The following is a 15,922-nucleotide window of genomic DNA, read 5'->3' on the forward strand; positions in this document are numbered from 1 at the left end:
TGCGCATCATAGCCCGAAGCGCCAGGCAAGCTGTCGGACCAGGGCTTCCAGGCTCGCCAGAGACAAGCCATCGTTATAGAGGCATATGTCAGCCGCAGACAGGCGCTGCGCGCGGCTTGCCTGGCCAGCCATGATTTTCTCCACCACCTCCCGTGGCCAGCCGTTTCGGGCCATCACGCGGTCAATCTGGGTCTTTTCACTGCAATCCACAATCAGAACCTGGTCAAGCTGCTGCCGCCATCGCCCCGACTCCACCAGCAACGGGACGTCAAAAATGACACAAGCACTGCCGCCCGCGACCGCCTGCTCATATTGATGCAGGGTTTCCCGGCTTACCCAGGGGTGCACGATGGACTCAAGCCTGCGCCGTGCAGATGGGTCGTCAAAGACCAGCTGCCGCATCCGTTCCCTGTGCATGGCTCCTTCGGGGGTGATCAGTTCTCCGCCGAACAGCGCTGCAATTTCCGGCACAGCCGCCCCACCGGCTGCCGTGACCGCACGGGAAATGGCATCAGCATCCACCAACGCCGCGCCGTGGGCAACCAGAATACCGGCAATCGTGCTTTTACCGCTGCCTATGCCACCGGTCAGTCCAATACGCAGGGCTGCACGGGACATGGCATCACAGGCCCACAAATCGCAAAATGGATTGCGGCCCAAAAATCATGGCCGTGAAACCCGCACCGGCCAGGAAAGGCCCAAAGGGCACATAACCGCCCTCGCGCAAGCCGGTGGAGAACTTCAACGCAATACCTATGACAGCACCAATCACCGAAGCCATCAGGATCATGGGAACCAGCGCAGGCCAGCCGAACCAGGCACCGAGTGCGGCGAAAAGCTTGAAGTCGCCATAGCCCATGCCTTCCTTGCCGGTGGCCAGCTTGAAGGCCCAGTACACCAGCCACAGAGACAGGTAGCCAGCGACGGCACCCCATAAGGCCGTTGGCAGGCTAACCGAAGGGTTCCACTGCAGGGCGGCGACGATCAGGCCGGCCCACAGCAAAGGCAAGGTGATATCGTCCGGCAGAAGCGTGGTATCCCAGTCGATCATCGCCAGGGCCAGCAGTGCGGCGGAAAAGCCGCACCAGCCCAGCGCAGTCAGCGACCAGCCCCAACGCCACACACAAAAGAAGAACAAGGCGCCCGTCACTGCCTCCACGACGGGGTAGCGCATACCGTAGGGCGAGCCGCATACCGAACACTTGCCTCGCAGGAACACGTAACTGACTACCGGAATGTTCTCGTACCAGCGGATGGCATGGCCGCAACTGGAGCAGCGTGAGCGCGGCACCACCAGATTGAACTTGTCGGAAGGCTCTGCTGGCTGCCCGGCCAGCTCCGCGCATTCCTGCGCCCATTGCCGCTCCATCATTTTGGGGAGGCGGTAAATCACAACATTCAGGAAACTGCCAATCAGCAGGCCCAGGATGCCGGCCAGCGACGCATCAAACGCCGGGCCCATACCCGTCCCCATCAAACGACTTGACCCAGCTTGAAAATGGGCAGGTACATCGATACCACGATGCCGCCAATAAGGGTACCCAAAAACACGATGATGATGGGCTCCATCAGACTCGAAAGGCCGGCCACCATCTCGTCGACTTCCGCTTCATAAAAGTCGGCGGCCTTACCGAGCATGTGATCGACGGAGCCGGATTCCTCACCGATGGCGCACATCTGCAACACCATGGTCGGGAACAGATTCGCATTGCCCATCGCAGCCGTCAGGCTGGTGCCCGTGGAGACCTCCTGCTGGATTTTCTCGGTGGCATCGGCATAGAGGGAATTGCCCGACGCTCCGCCCACGGAATCCAGTGCTTCAACCAATGGAACGCCGGCGGCAAACATGGTGGACAAGGTACGGGTCCATCGGGCAATGCACGACTTTTCAATCAGGGAACCAAAGACGGGTACCTTGAGCAACAGCCGGTCCATGAACTTTTGCATCTTTTCATTTCGCTTCCAGGCCTGGAAGAAGAAATAAAGGCCTCCACCAATTCCGCCAAAAATAAGCCACCAATAGGCCACAAAAAACTCGCTGATGGCGATCACGAACAGCGTCGGTGCTGGCAAGTCAGCGCCAAAGGATTTAAACACCTCCTTGAAAGCCGGGATCACAAAAATCATGATCACCGCGACCACCACAAAGGCCACAATCACCACCGAAATGGGATACATCAGGGCCGATTTGATTTTCGACTTGATGGCCTCTGTTTTTTCCATGTAAACCGCGAGGCGATCCAACAGGGACTCGAGAATACCTGCAGCTTCACCGGCCTCGACCAGATTGCAATACAGCGCATTGAAATACATCGGGTATTTGCGAAAAGCCGCACTCAAGGAAGTACCGGTTTCCACGTCCGTGCGCACATCGTTGAGAAGCTTGGTGACGCTGGCATTCGCATTGCCGCGACCCACAATATCAAACGACTGCAAAAGTGGAACGCCCGCCTTCATCATGGTAGCCAGCTGGCGGGTAAAAATGGCGATGTCCCTCGGCTTGATCTTCTTGCCGGAGCGCATGCTGCGCTTTTTGATCTTGGTGGGCAAAACGCCTTGGCGGCGCAGGGAAGCCTTGACCTGGTTTTCTCCGGCGGCCCGGGTTTCGCCCCGAACCTGTTTGCCGCCGCGGTCCTTGCCCTCCCACTCAAAAACAAATTCCTTGACGCCTTTGACAGATGCTGCAGTTGCCATGATGGTTTTCTCGTTTTATCGATGGCCCAAGCCACCTTTCGCTACAGACGCCGATTAATCAGCACTTTGCGTGAGCAAATTTAAACATTCGTGCAACCCAAAACCTCTTCCAGTGAGGTCATTCCGAGTTTAACTTTTTGCAATCCGGACTGGCGCAGGCTTCGGACCCCTTCGAGTTCAGCCTGCGCAGCGATTTCAAGCGCACTTCCGTCGCGAAGGACAATACGCTGGATTTCCTCGGAAATCGGCATCACCTGATAAATACCGACACGCCCCTTGTAACCATTTGTGCACATGGAGCAACCCACAGGCCGATACGGCGTCCACGAGCCGTCGACGTCATCCTCTTTGAAACCGGCCTCCAGCAATGTCTCGCGAGGGATATCAGCAGGAGACTTGCAGTTAGGGCAAAGCCGGCGAGCAAGGCGCTGGGCCGTGATCAGAATCACGCTTGAAGCAATATTAAAAGGAGCAATGCCCATGTTGCGCATACGCGTCAACGTGGTGGGTGCGTCGTTCGTATGCAGCGTGGACATGACCATGTGGCCGGTCTGCGCGGCCTTGATGGCGATATCAGCCGTTTCAAGATCGCGAATCTCACCGACCATGATAATGTCCGGATCCTGCCGCAAAAAAGCTTTGAGCGCGACAGAAAAAGTCATGCCAGCCTTGTCATTCATGCTGACCTGGTTGACACCGGGCAATGTGATTTCGGCGGGATCCTCAGCGGTGGCAATGTTGACACCCGGCTTGTTCAGAATATTCAGGCAGGTGTACAGCGACACGGTTTTACCGGAACCCGTGGGCCCCGTCACCAGCACCATGCCGTAGGGTCGCTGAATCGCGGCCATCAGGCGCTCTTTTTCAATCGTTTCATACCCCAGTGCATCAATGCCCAGTTTGGCGCTACTCGGATCCAGAATACGGATAACGATTTTTTCGCCATACATGGTCGGCAAGGTGCTCACCCGGAAATCGATGACCCGATCGGGGCCGATCTTGAGCTTCATTTTGCCGTCTTGCGGTACGCGTTTTTCCGAGATATCCAGCTTGGAGATAACCTTGATGCGCGCGGCAAGCTTTTCCTTGATGGCGACCGGTGGTGACGCGATTTCGCGCAATTCGCCGTCCACCCGGAAGCGCACCCTGTAGGTATGTTCAAACGGCTCGAAATGCAGGTCGGAAGCGCGCATGCTGAAAGCATCAAGCAGCATCTTCTGGAGAAATTTGACGACCGGAGCGTCCTCAACTTCGGAGACACCCGCTTCATCTTCGGTTGCGCCAGTATCCACACTGGTTTCATCAAACTCAAAGTCATCGCCGATGATGCTTTCCATCGCCTCAGAGGCGCTGGTGTTGGACACTTCCGACAGCTTGGACAGCTTGTCGTATTCGGCGATGACCCAGTCGACCCCCATCTGGGTGGAAAACTTGATTTTTTCAGCCGCCTCCTGGTCAGATGGATCTGCCGTTGCAACAATCAGCCGGTTATTGCGTTTGCTCAGAACAACGATACGGTACGTTGCACAGATTTTGGAATCGAGCAGTCCCTTGGGCAGGCGCTGTATGTCTATGGCGTCCAGGTCAAGCAAAGGCGCAGCAAAGGCGGTCGACATGGTGTGCGCCAAGTCAGACGCGGAAACCGCTCCGGAGCCTGTCAGTTCGGCGATGAAGCTGGTGCGCCCCGTTTGGGCTTTGCGAAAGATGTCTTCAGCAGCCTTTTGACCCAGCTTCCCCGCAACCACCAAGGCCCGACCCAGACCTGGCAATGCCATGGATGGTGGTTGGTTAATAGCGGTGTCAACAGCGGCCATGGATTCTCTGGATAGGCTTAAATAGGTATCATCGCTTATAGATTACAAGGTGTAAATCGAAAACGCGCCAGAGGCCTGCCCGGCGTTGGAAGTATGCGAAGAAACGCACACATACGGCCAAGGCCAGGATATTTTTGGTCGGGGTGAGAGGATTCGAACCTCCGGCCTCTACGTCCCGAACGTAGCGCTCTACCAGGCTAAGCTACACCCCGATCCGGCAGCCGTCAGAAACGCCTTTCCAGCAATTGGGAGGCCAGCTGCATCAGGGCATTACTGTAAATGTTTTGGGGCAGGGCCTGCAAGGCATTCAGCGCGCGCTGTGCTTCTACAGCCGCAGCATCCCGGGTGGCCTGCAGCGCTCCGGTCTGTTGCACGATGGCGATGATCTGTGTCATCTGGTCCGTGCCACCCGTCTCAATTGCCTGCCGGATGGTCGTACGCTCAGCCTCGGTACCTCGCTGCATGGCGATGATCAGCGGAAGTGTCGCCTTGCCTTCGCGTAAATCGTCGCCCAGGTTCTTCCCCATTTCAGACACATCCCCGTCGTAGTCCAGCACGTCGTCGATCACCTGGAATGCGGTGCCCAGTGCCTGGCCGTAGTCTGCGCAGCTTTGCTCAATGGCTGGCGGCGACTGGGCCAGCAAGGCCGCCAGGCGGGCGCTGGCTTCGAACAGCTTGGCCGTCTTGGAACGAATCACCCGGAGGTAGCCCTCCTCCGACAGTGTCGCGTCGTGCATGTTCATAAGTTGAAGCACCTCGCCCTCGGCGATCACGTTGGTCGCCTCGGCAAGTGTCTGCATGACACGCATATCGCCGGCTTCGACCATCATCTGGAACGCCCGGGAATAGAGGAAGTCACCCACCAGAACGCTGGCAGGGTTGCCGAAGGCCTCGTTGGCGGTCGTGCGGCCCCGGCGCAAGGTGGATTCGTCCACCACGTCGTCATGCAGCAAAGTTGCCGTATGGATAAATTCCACCACGGCCGCGAGGTTGTGGCGTTGTTCCCCCCGGTACCCCAGCACACCGCACAGCAGCAGCAGCAGGGCGGGACGAAGTCGCTTGCCGCCAGCTGCCACGATGTACTGCGACACCTGGCTGACCAGCGGCACCTCGGATTTGAGCCGCCGCTCGATGACCGCGTCCATTCCACGCATGTCGTCGGCAATCAGGGCTAGGGCTGCGGCAGTGCTTGAAGAGTTGACGGACAAAGGGGATCCAGATGTTGAGAGATGGTAAGTTTGGGCAGATTATAGGAAGCCCCCTCTGTCCGGAGGCGCTGCCGCAGCCCGCAACCACCACCTGAAAGCGCTAAAACGGCACTTCTGGCCAATTTGGCCCCGTCATGCTAGAATATTGGGCTCTGCGGAAATCCGTCTGCAGAACTCAATAAAGAGGTCTTACATGTACGCGGTCATAAAAACCGGTGGCAAACAATACAAGGTTGCTACTGGAGAAAAAATTAAAGTAGAACAGATTGCTGCGGACGTAGGCCAAGAGATCGTTATTGACCAGGTATTGGCTGTCGGCACCGGCAGCACAATCACGGTTGGTACGCCCTTGGTGTCCGGCGCCACTGTTACAGTCACTGTCCTTTCCCAGGGTAGGCACGACAAGGTTCGCATTTTCAAAATGCGCCGTCGCAAGCACTACCAAAAGCGTCAGGGCCACCGGCAAAACTACACGGAACTGCAAATCGGCGCCATCGCCGGTTAAGCAGGGACGTACCAGGAGTAACGAAAAATGGCACAGAAAAAAGGCGGCGGCTCTACGCGAAACGGGCGTGATTCACAGCCCAAAATGCTCGGCGTCAAGAAATTTGGCGGTGAAGTCATTAACGCAGGCAGCATCATTGTGCGCCAGCGTGGCACCAAGTTCCACCCAGGCGTCAATGTCGGCATCGGCAAAGACCACACGCTGTTCGCGCTGGTTGACGGCTCGGTCTCGTTTTCCATCAAGGGTGCGCTGAACAAGCACACCGTGAATGTGACCCCGGCGTAAGCTGATCACTTCGATAAGTCACTTCGACTGAAACGAAGCCCCGACCTGTCGGGGCTTTTTTGTTTGTAAACTTGATCTCCGGCCCCTGACGCCCCCTGTTTTAACCGCAGCACTCCATCATGAAATTTGTTGACGAAGCCTTTATTGACATTGCCGCAGGCGATGGCGGGAGTGGCTGCGTCTCCTTCAGCCACGAAAAGTACAAGGAGTTCGGCGGCCCAAACGGTGGCGACGGCGGACGCGGCGGTCATGTGTACGCGGTGGCCGACATCAACCTGAACACGCTGGTGGACTTCCGGTTTTCACGCCGCCACGAGGCCCGTAACGGCCAGCATGGCATGGGTTCCGACATGTTCGGCGCCAAGGGCGACGACATCATCCTGAAGATGCCGGTAGGAACCATCCTGACCGACGGCGAAACCGGGGAAGTACTTTACGAATTGCTGGTTCCCGGTGAACAGGTGCTGATCGCCAAGGGCGGCGACGGCGGCTTCGGCAACCTGCGCTTCAAAAGCTCGACCAACCGCGCGCCACGCAGCAAGACACCCGGCTGGCCCGGCGAGCGAAAAAGCCTCAAGCTCGAACTCAAGGTACTGGCCGACGTCGGCTTGCTGGGCATGCCCAATGCCGGCAAGTCCACCTTCATTTCGGCCGTGTCGAACGCGCGCCCGCGCATTGCAGACTACCCTTTCACCACCCTGCATCCCAACCTCGGCGTGGTACGCGTGGGCCCGGAACAAAGCTTCGTGGTGGCAGATCTTCCCGGCCTGATCGAGGGTGCTTCGGAAGGCGCCGGCCTGGGCCACCTGTTCCTCCGGCATCTGCAGCGCACCCGCCTGCTGTTGCATATTGTCGACATGGCGCCTTTCGATGAAGGCGTGGACCCGGTGGCGCAAGCCAAGGCGATTGTGGGCGAACTCAAGAAATACGACGAAGCCCTTTACGACAAACCACGCTGGCTCGTCCTCAACAAGCTCGACATGGTGGACAAGGACAAACGTGCCGCGCTCGTGAAGGACTTCGTCAAACGCTTCAAGTTCAAGGGCCCCGTCTTCGAAATCTCGGCCTTGACGCGCGAGGGTTGCGAGCAGCTGGTCAAAACCATTTACCAGCATGTGAAGAGCGTCCAGAAAAGCGAGCAGCCGGTGGAAGAGGTTGATCCGCGATTTGCCGAACTGCCGCCGGAATCCCCGTAACGGCCTTTCCCCGCTGATTTTCGGGCAAACGCCGCCGGCATTTGCTATATAAACGATAGCTGCTTGCGCCCGCCCTGATTGGGCTAGAGCCCTAAAATACACTTAAATGCAAGAACAAACCGGCTCCTTGGTCCTGCGCAACGCCAAACGCATCGTGGTGAAGGTGGGCTCCAGCCTGGTCACCAACGAAGGGCGCGGGCTGGATTCCGTGGCCATCGGCCAGTGGTGCGAGCAGCTGGCAGCCCTCGTGAAGGACGGCCGGGAGGTCATCATGGTCAGCAGCGGCGCCATTGCCGAGGGCATGAAACGCCTGGGCTGGGCGACCCGGCCCAAGGCCATCCATGAGCTGCAGGCGGCCGCCGCCGTGGGCCAGATGGGTCTGGTCCAGGTTTATGAAACCAAGCTGCGCGAAAACGGCATCGGCAGCGCCCAGGTCCTGCTGACGCACGCCGACCTGGCCGACCGCGAACGCTACCTCAATGCACGCTCCACCCTGCTGGCGCTGTTGCAGCTTGGCGTAGTACCCGTCATCAACGAAAACGACACCGTCGTCAATGACGAGATCAAGTTTGGCGACAACGACACGCTGGGCGCACTGGTCGCCAACCTGGTGGAAGCCGATGCGCTGGTCATCCTCACCGACCAGCGCGGCCTCTACACCGCTGATCCGCGCAAGGACCCGGCCGCACAGTTTGTGCATGAGGCCAAGGCCGGCGACGCAGCGCTGGAGACCATGGCGGGAGGCGCAGGTTCCAGCATTGGCAAGGGCGGCATGATCACCAAGATCCTGGCCGCCAAACGCGCCGCGGGCTCAGGCGCATCGACAGTTATCGCCTGGGGCCGCGAGCCGCAAGCGCTGGTCCGGCTCACCCGGGGCGAGCCCATCGGCACGCTGCTGGTGGCGCAAACCCAGAAGATGCAGGCCCGCAAGCAATGGATGGCCGATCACCTGCAAATGCGGGGCTCAGTCACCGTGGACGCAGGCGCCGTGGGCAAGGTGCGCGATGAGGGAAAAAGCCTGCTGCCCATCGGCATGACGGCCGTTCAGGGGGAGTTTTCACGCGGCGATGTCATCGCCATCAGGGATCCCGGAGGCGCCGAGATCGCGCGCGGCCTGGCCAATTACTCAAGCGCCGAAGCCCGCATGATCTGCCGCAAGGCATCGTCAGAGTTCGAAAAACTGCTGGGCTACACGGGCGAACCCGAAATGGTTCACCGCACCAACCTGGTATTGAGCCGCTAGGTTTGCCGGGCGCCACGCTGCGGCGTCGCAGCCGCGAGCCCTCGCCTATTCCCGGGTCCTGAAATTCGGGTTCTTCAGCCGCGACACCATCAGGTCCACTGTTTGCACAGGTGCCGCGCTGTCGCAGGCGCCGGCCCTGGCCAAACGGAAAGCATGCTTGGACGGCATATTGCCGAACACCGACTTCCACTCCGGATTGCTGACGTTGGTCCATTTGCCGTCTGAATAGCGGGCATAGGTCTTGAATTCGCCGGTGCTGCAGCGTATGCCTTCGTACATCACATTGCGTGCGCCGCTGGCATTCGAGGCCACGATCACGTAGCGCACGACGCTGTCCTTGTTCGAAATCTGGATGGTCGCAGGGTCCACGCCGTACACCAGCTGGGAATTGGGCGACACCTCAAACGTGACGAGTTTGGTGAGGTCGAAGGCCGGCGGCGCCGAAACGCTGTCTTCTTTCCACTCTTCGGGATCATCCGCCGGGGCCACGGCCCATGATGTACAGCTGATCCCCAGCAAAAGCGTGGCGGCCACAAGGGCGGGTTTGAGATTCATGGTTTGGTTGGTTGGCTGTTCGCATCCAGGCTGGTCTGCGGATCGGGTTCAAAAGTGGCGCCGGGCGGCAATTCAAACGACGCCCCCAGCCGTGTCAGTGGTGCATGAAAGGGCTCGCCAGCGGGCGGAAAACCGCCCTCGCCGGCCTGGCCCGCGTGGTCACGCTGATGCAAGCCCCCGCGCAAATAACGGTTGCGGTGGTCGGGGCGCTGCTCGAAACGCGCGTCCGTGCGCGGAACGAACCGCGACAGCTCGGTCAGGGCCATTTCGTACACGCCGCGCTTGAACTCAACCACCACGTCCAGCGGCACCCAGTAGTCGTTCCAGCGCCAGGCATCGAACTCCGGATGGTCTGTGGCGCGCAGGTTCAAGTCCCAGTCGTGGCCGACCAGTTGCAGCAGGAACCAGATTTGTTTCTGGCCTTTGTAATGTCCGCGCGCATCGCGGCGGATGAACCGGTCAGGCACCTCATAGCGCAACCAGTCTCGGGTTCGGGCCAGCACATTCACATGCTGCGGCATCAGCCCCACTTCTTCATGCAACTCGCGGTACATGGCCTGCTCGGGATTTTCGCCCCGGTCAATGCCACCCTGCGGAAACTGCCACGAGTGGGTACGGATACGTTTGCCCCAAAATACCTGACTTCTCTGGTTGAGCAAGATGATGCCGACGTTGGGCCTAAAGCCGTCCCGGTCAAGCATAATCAAACCTCAATTTTTTAAACTGAGTCCATTATGCACAGCGAAGGCCCCAGCGCCAAGCGCACGGCGGGCTGCAGCACCCCTTTCCCGTTCCCTTTTCGTTCCTTTTTCGACTCTTTTCCATCCTTTTTTCCAACCCCGGAATTCCCGAAAACCGCCCATGAAAGCCTCCCAGTTCTTTATTTCCACCCTCAAGGAAGCGCCTGCCGACGCGGAAGTCGTCAGCCACCAGCTCATGATGCGGGCCGGCATGATCAAGAAACTGGGCGCCGGCGTGTACAACTACATGCCGATGGGCCTGCGCGTGATCCGCAAGGTCGAGGCCATCGTGCGCGAGGAAATGAACCGCGCCGGCGCGATCGAAATGACCATGCCGGTGATCCAGCCGGCCGAGCTCTGGCAGGAAACCGGCCGCTTTGAAAAAATGGGCCCCGAACTGCTGCGCATCAAGGACCGCCACGGCCGCGACTTTGTCGTCCAGCCGACCAGCGAGGAAGTCGTCACCGACGTGATGCGCCAGGACATCAAGAGCTACAAGCAGCTGCCCAAAAACCTGTACCAGATCCAGACGAAATTTCGCGACGAACGCCGGCCGCGCTTCGGCCTGATGCGCGGGCGCGAGTTCATCATGAAGGACGCTTACAGCTTTGACCGCGACCAGGCGAGCGCCAAGGCCAGCTACCAGGTCATGGCCGCGGCTTACCGCAAGATTTTTGACCGCTTCGGCCTGACCTACCGCGCCGTCGCGGCGGACAGCGGCGCCATTGGCGGCGACCTCAGCGAAGAGTTCCAGGTGATCGCCGCCACCGGCGAAGACGCCATCGTGTATTGCCCCGGCAGCGACTACGCCGCCAACATGGAAAAAGCCGAAGCGCTGGCGCCCCAGGGCGCACGCAAGGCCGCTTCCCAGGCGCTGACCAAAACCGCCACGCCCGGCAAGGCCACCTGCGCCGACGTGGCCGAGCTGCTGGGCATCCCGCTCGCTTCCACCGTCAAGTCGCTGGTACTGGCCACCGACCAGGTTGATGAGACCGGCAAGATCGTCAAGACACAGGTCTGGCTGCTGCTGCTGCGCGGCGACCACGACATGAACGAGGTTAAGGTTGGCAAGGTGCCGGGCCTGGCGGACTTCCGCTTTGCCACCCTGCCGGAAATTGAAGACCATTTCGGCTGCAAGCCTGGCTACCTCGGCCCGCTCAATTTGAAGAAGCCTGTCAAGCTGGTGGCGGACCGCGAAGTCGCGGCCATGGCCGACTGGGTGTGCGGCGCCAACGAAGTGGACTTTCACACCACCGGCGTCAATTGGGGCCGCGACCTGCCCGAGCCCGAACTGGTGGCCGACATCCGCAACGTGGTTGCGGGCGACCCTTCGCCCGATGGCAAGGGCGCGCTGGTCATCGAGCGCGGCATCGAGGTCGGCCACGTGTTCTACCTCGGCACCAAATACAGCCAGGCCATGAACGCCACCTTCCTCGGTGAAAACGGCAAGCCCCAGTTCCTGGAAATGGGCTGCTACGGCATCGGCATCACGCGCCTGCCGGCTGCCGCCATCGAGCAAAACCACGACGAGCGCGGCATCATCTGGCCCGACGCGATTGCGCCCTTCACCGTGGTGCTGTGCCCCATCAGCCCCGACCGCTTTCCCGAAGTCGAAGCGGCCGCCAGCAAGCTTTACGCAGAACTGCTCGCAGCGGGTGTGGACGTGATCCTGGACGACCGCGGCGAACGGCCCGGCGCCATGTTTGCCGACTGGGAATTGATTGGCGTGCCGCACCGCGTCACCATCGGCGACCGCGGCCTGAAAGACGGCCAGCTCGAATACCAGCACCGGCGCGATGCGGCTTCCAGCAAGATCGACGTTGCCGGCGCCTTTGATTTCCTCAAGGGAAAGCTGGCGCTTTGACGCTCCAATGGTTTCCGTGCGCTCATTGACCCTGTCCGCATCCGAAGCTGCCGCACAGGCCAGGGCGCAGGGGATTTCCAGGCGAAGCTGCCTGCAGGCCCTGCCCATCGCCCTCAGCCCATGGCTGCTGGCGGAACAGGCGCATGCCGGCGCGCAGGTTGAAGAGCCGCTGATCGACTCGGTGCGCACCGCGCTGAGTTCTGCCATCGCCAACCAGGCGCCGCCTGTGCCCGAGTTCAAGGACACCGAAAGCCGGCTCGCCTACCTGCGCTGGCTGGGCGCGATGAGCGAGCGTCTCAAGAAGAAAAAACCGGAGTGGCAGATCCGCAAGGAGTTTTTGCAAACCGTCTGGTACGAAAGCCGCCGCGCCGGGCTGGACACCACGCTGGTGCTGGGCCTGATCCAGGTCGAAAGCAATTTCCGCAAATTCGCGGTTAGCAACGTCGGCGCGCGCGGCTACATGCAGGTCATGCCTTTCTGGACGCGCGTGATCGGCGACGGCGATCCCTCCAAACTCTTTCACATGCAGACCAACCTGCGCTTTGGCTGCGTGATCCTGCGCCACTACCTGGACCGCGAACGCGGCGACCTCTTCATGGGCCTGGGCCGTTACAACGGATCGCGGGGCAAGTCGCCCTACCCCAATGCCGTGATGGGTGCCAGCAAAGCCTGGGAGTATTAGGCACACCCCCGTTCAGGCTCACTGCGTGTAGCCTGCTCCCCCCTTGCAGGGGGCGGCGCCTGCGGCCTGGCAAAGCCAGTTCCGCGGCCCCAGCTTGATACAGCATGGCGCTATCAATTCAATAGCTACTCGCGCACGTCCCTATTGGACTGAGGTCCGATTTAATGCCTGAAAACAGGGTTTTGACGATGTTTTACGGCCAATACAACGAGTCCTGAAGGCATTTTGGTCTCTAAAAGGGGATTTTTGGCCTCTTTTTACCCATGAATAGTGCCTCTAGCCCAATGCTGGCGAGCGCGAGCAGCTATAAATTTAATAGCGGCCGGCTGCCTTGCCAGCAGGGGCCGCGGATCTGGCTCTGCCAGTCCGCAGGCGCCGCCCCCTGCAAGGGGGGAGCAGGCTACACGAAGTGAGCCTGGACGGGGGTGAGCCAATCAACGCTCTGCGGCAAACCAGTCGAGTACAGGCACCGTGCCCGGCAGCACCGGCTGCACTGTTACCGGCAGGTTTTGCCACGCATACGACTGGCCTTCGTGCATGTGCAGCTCGCCGGTCCACTCGAAGACCTTGCAGAAATTGAGGCGGACCAAGGCGTGCGGGTAGTCGACCATTTCGACCTTCCAGGGCTGGGCGGCGCCTATGGTGACGCCGATTTCTTCCTGCAGCTCGCGGCGCAAGGCTTCTTCGACCGTTTCACCGGTTTCGAGCTTGCCGCCGGGGAATTCCCAGTAGCCTTCGTAAACCTTGCCAGGCGGGCGCGAGGTGAGAAGGAAATCGCCGTTCGGACGGATCAGCACGCCGACGGCCACGTCGACCACCTTGCGATCCACACCGCCCTCGCGCGGGCGCTCGCCGTCGGCGACCAGCACGCTCATGTCGAATGGTCGGGGGCGTGGTCGCCATCGGGCGACGCAGCAGCCGCCGCCGCGCCCGGCCGTTCATACGCCGCGATGGGCGCAGCCGCCATAGGCCGGCTGGCGCTGTCGCGGCCGGCGTAGTCGCGGGCGAACTGGTAGGCCACACGGCCGCTGCGCGAGCCGCGCTCCAGCGCCCAGACCAGCGATGCGGGCCTCGCGGCTGCAATTGCATCGGGGCCCACGCCGAAGGACGACAGCCACTGCGCGACGATGGTCAGGTATTCGTCCTGGGTGAAGGGGTAAAAACTGACCCACAGGCCAAAACGCTCCGACAGCGAAATCTTTTCTTCGACCACTTCACCGGGATGCACTTCGCCGTCGTCACCGTGCGTGTAGGTGAGGTTTTCCGTCATGTACTCGGGCAGCAGGTGGCGCCGGTTGCTGGTCGCGTAGATCAGCACATTGGGCGTGGCCGCCGCGACAGAGCCATCGAGGATGGACTTGAGCGCCTTGTAGCCGGGCTCGCCTTCCTCAAAACTCAGGTCGTCGCAAAAGACGATGAATTTTTCAGGCAGCCCGGACACCACGTCGACGATGTCCGGCAGGTCGGTCAGGTCGGCCTTGTCGACCTCGATCAGCCGCAGGCCGCGCGCCGCATATTCATTGAGGCAGGCCTTGATCAGTGAGGACTTGCCGGTGCCGCGCGCGCCGGTCAGCAGCACGTTGTTGGCGGGCTTGCCGCTGACAAACTGCTCGGTGTTGCGCCGGATCTTTTCCTTCTGGTCCTCGATTTCCTTGAGATCACCCAGGCTCATGTTGCCGATGTGGCGCACCGGCTCCAGCGAGCCGTGGCCGGAGCTGCGCTTGCGGTAGCGGTAGGCAATCGAAGCGCTCCAGTCGGGTGCGGTGAGCGGTTGCGGCAGCACGGACTCAATCCGCGCCATCAGGGACTCGACGCGGGTGATCAGGCGTTCAAACTGCTCGTTCATGGGGTGCGCCGGTTAACTGCGGTAGTCGGCGTTGATCTTGACGTAGTCGTACGAAAGATCGCAGGTCCAGACCGTGTCGGCCGCATTGCCCCGGCCCAGCACCACACGCACGGTGATCTCGCTCTGCTTCATCACGCGCTGGCCGTCGGCTTCCACGTAGCCGGGGTGGCGGCCGCCGTTTTTGGCAACCAGCACATCGTCCAGGTACAGGTCGATGCGGGTCTGGTCCAGGTCATCGATGCCGGCATAACCGACGGCCGCAAGAATACGGCCGAGGTTGGGATCACTGGCGAAGAAAGCGGTTTTCACCAGCGGCGAATGCGCAATGGCGTAGGCGACCTTGCGGCACTCTTCGCCGGTCTTGCCGCCTTCGACCTGGATGGTCATGAATTTGGTCGCGCCTTCGCCGTCGCGCACGATGGCTTGGGCCAGCTTGCGGGCAATGTCCAGCATGGCGGCGCGCAGGGCCTTGCCTTCCACGCCGTCCAGCGAGGTGATGGGCGGGTGCTTCGCCTTGTTGGTGGCCATCACGACGAACGAGTCATTGGTCGAGGTGTCGCCGTCGACCGTCACGCGGTTGAAGGAGCCTTCGGCAAGCTCCGTGGCCAGTTGCGCCATGAGCGGTTGGGCAACACAGGCATCTGTGGCCATGAAACCGAGCATGGTGGCCATGTTGGGCCGGATCATGCCGGCGCCCTTGCTGATGCCGGTGATGGTGATGTCGGCGCCTGCAATCTTCACGCGCGCGGAGAAAGCCTTGGCGACGGTATCCGTCGTCATGATGGCTTCGGCGGCGTTGCCCCAGTTGTCGGCCTTGGCGGCTTCCAGTGCGGCTGGCAGGCCCGCCGCGATGCGGTCGTTGGGCAGCGGCTCCATGATGACGCCGGTGGAGAACGGCAGGATCTGCTCGGGCGCAATATCCAGCAGGCGGGCCAGCGCAATGCAGCTGGCGTGCGCGCGGCTCAGGCCGTCGTCACCGGTGCCGGCGTTGGCATTGCCGGTGTTGATGAGCATGGCGCGTATGCCGGCTGTTTTGCCGTCATTTTTGGTCAGGTGCTCACGGCAGATCTGCACTGGCGCAGCACAAAAGCGGTTCTGCGTGAAGACGGCCCCGACCGAGGCCCCCTCGTCGAGCAGCAACACCGACAGGTCTTTGCGATTGGCCTTGCGGATGCCCGCTTCGGTGATGCCCCAGCGCACGCCGGGCACAGGGTAAAGGTCCGCGGCGGGCGTGGCAACCAGATTGACGGGCATGTTCCAGGACTCCGGAAAATCAGGGTTAAATCGGCA

At 60.7% G+C, this 15,922-nt stretch carries 16 protein-coding genes and 1 tRNA gene; 6 read left to right on the top strand and 11 right to left on the bottom strand.

All coding sequences use genetic code 11. From position 1 onward, the window contains the following. Window positions 1–6 precede the first annotated feature (6 nt). The 6 genes from coaE to AC1DWQ_RS11965 form a co-directional block, all read right to left on the bottom strand. The gene (coaE, locus tag AC1DWQ_RS11940) at window positions 7–618 is read right to left on the bottom strand and encodes a dephospho-CoA kinase (protein ID WP_477669833.1); all 612 of its coding nucleotides are present in this window, start codon (window positions 616–618) and stop codon (window positions 7–9) included. 4 nt (window positions 619–622) lie between these two features. Then, the gene (locus AC1DWQ_RS11945) at window positions 623–1,462 is read right to left on the bottom strand and encodes a prepilin peptidase (RefSeq protein ID WP_477669834.1); all 840 of its coding nucleotides are present in this window, start codon (window positions 1,460–1,462) and stop codon (window positions 623–625) included. A gap of 11 nt (window positions 1,463–1,473) precedes the next feature. Further along, window positions 1,474–2,694 (bottom strand): type II secretion system F family protein, encoded by a 1,221-nt coding sequence (locus AC1DWQ_RS11950; RefSeq protein WP_477669835.1) that lies wholly within the window; start codon window positions 2,692–2,694, stop codon window positions 1,474–1,476. Between the two features lie 80 nt (window positions 2,695–2,774). Then, on the bottom strand, window positions 2,775–4,508 hold the full coding sequence (gene pilB / locus AC1DWQ_RS11955; RefSeq protein WP_477669836.1) for a type IV-A pilus assembly ATPase PilB: 1,734 nt from the start codon (window positions 4,506–4,508) through the stop codon (window positions 2,775–2,777). 135 nt (window positions 4,509–4,643) lie between these two features. After that, window positions 4,644–4,720 (bottom strand) — tRNA-Pro (locus AC1DWQ_RS11960). Between the two features lie 12 nt (window positions 4,721–4,732). Continuing rightward, window positions 4,733–5,716 carry a polyprenyl synthetase family protein gene (locus tag AC1DWQ_RS11965; RefSeq protein ID WP_477669837.1) on the bottom strand — a complete coding sequence of 328 codons (984 nt, stop codon included), beginning with the start codon at window positions 5,714–5,716 and terminating at the stop codon, window positions 4,733–4,735. A 193-nt stretch (window positions 5,717–5,909) separates the two neighbouring features. Here AC1DWQ_RS11965 and rplU point away from each other — a divergent pair, with 193 nt between their 5' ends. The 4 genes from rplU to proB all read left to right on the top strand — a co-directional run bounded on the left by rplU (window position 5,910) and on the right by proB (window position 8,945). Further along, window positions 5,910–6,221, top strand: a complete 312-nt coding sequence (gene rplU, locus AC1DWQ_RS11970; RefSeq protein WP_122955355.1) for a 50S ribosomal protein L21 — start codon at window positions 5,910–5,912, stop codon at window positions 6,219–6,221. Between the two features lie 27 nt (window positions 6,222–6,248). Next, window positions 6,249–6,506, top strand: a complete 258-nt coding sequence (gene rpmA / locus AC1DWQ_RS11975) for a 50S ribosomal protein L27 (protein WP_457279679.1) — start codon at window positions 6,249–6,251, stop codon at window positions 6,504–6,506. A gap of 119 nt (window positions 6,507–6,625) precedes the next feature. Further along, on the top strand, window positions 6,626–7,702 hold the full coding sequence (cgtA, locus tag AC1DWQ_RS11980; RefSeq protein ID WP_477649123.1) for an Obg family GTPase CgtA: 1,077 nt from the start codon (window positions 6,626–6,628) through the stop codon (window positions 7,700–7,702). Window positions 7,703–7,808: 106 nt separating this feature from the next. After that, on the top strand, window positions 7,809–8,945 hold the full coding sequence (proB, locus tag AC1DWQ_RS11985; protein WP_477669838.1) for a glutamate 5-kinase: 1,137 nt from the start codon (window positions 7,809–7,811) through the stop codon (window positions 8,943–8,945). 45 nt (window positions 8,946–8,990) lie between these two features. On the opposite strand, the gene AC1DWQ_RS11990 is transcribed toward proB, so the two are convergent. Then, the gene (locus AC1DWQ_RS11990; RefSeq protein ID WP_477669839.1) at window positions 8,991–9,500 is read right to left on the bottom strand and encodes a CNP1-like family protein; all 510 of its coding nucleotides are present in this window, start codon (window positions 9,498–9,500) and stop codon (window positions 8,991–8,993) included. Beyond that, window positions 9,497–10,201 carry an RNA pyrophosphohydrolase gene (locus AC1DWQ_RS11995; RefSeq protein WP_477670208.1) on the bottom strand — a complete coding sequence of 235 codons (705 nt, stop codon included), beginning with the start codon at window positions 10,199–10,201 and terminating at the stop codon, window positions 9,497–9,499. Before AC1DWQ_RS11995 ends, AC1DWQ_RS11990 begins: the two co-directional genes overlap by 4 nt. A 160-nt stretch (window positions 10,202–10,361) precedes the next feature. On the opposite strand from AC1DWQ_RS11995, the gene AC1DWQ_RS12000 reads away from it, so the two are divergent. After that, window positions 10,362–12,104 (top strand): proline--tRNA ligase, encoded by a 1,743-nt coding sequence (locus AC1DWQ_RS12000; protein ID WP_477669840.1) that lies wholly within the window; start codon window positions 10,362–10,364, stop codon window positions 12,102–12,104. Between the two features lie 7 nt (window positions 12,105–12,111). After that, on the top strand, window positions 12,112–12,786 hold the full coding sequence (locus tag AC1DWQ_RS12005; RefSeq protein ID WP_477669841.1) for a lytic transglycosylase domain-containing protein: 675 nt from the start codon (window positions 12,112–12,114) through the stop codon (window positions 12,784–12,786). A gap of 434 nt (window positions 12,787–13,220) precedes the next feature. Here AC1DWQ_RS12005 and AC1DWQ_RS12010 read toward each other — a convergent pair whose 3' ends face one another. From AC1DWQ_RS12010 to argJ, 3 genes are read right to left on the bottom strand one after another with little or no spacing between them, the layout of a single operon-like run. Further along, on the bottom strand, window positions 13,221–13,661 hold the full coding sequence (locus tag AC1DWQ_RS12010; RefSeq protein WP_477669842.1) for an NUDIX domain-containing protein: 441 nt from the start codon (window positions 13,659–13,661) through the stop codon (window positions 13,221–13,223). After that, the gene (locus AC1DWQ_RS12015) at window positions 13,658–14,632 is read right to left on the bottom strand and encodes an ATP-binding protein (RefSeq protein ID WP_477669843.1); all 975 of its coding nucleotides are present in this window, start codon (window positions 14,630–14,632) and stop codon (window positions 13,658–13,660) included. The genes AC1DWQ_RS12010 and AC1DWQ_RS12015 overlap by 4 nt, the downstream gene beginning before the upstream one ends. 12 nt (window positions 14,633–14,644) lie before the next feature. Beyond that, a complete protein-coding gene (gene argJ, locus AC1DWQ_RS12020) occupies window positions 14,645–15,886 on the bottom strand; it encodes a bifunctional glutamate N-acetyltransferase/amino-acid acetyltransferase ArgJ (RefSeq protein ID WP_477669844.1) in 1,242 nt (413 codons plus the stop codon). Between the last annotated feature and the right edge of the window lie 36 nt (window positions 15,887–15,922).

Source organism: Polaromonas sp. P2_G11, assembly GCF_056403595.1.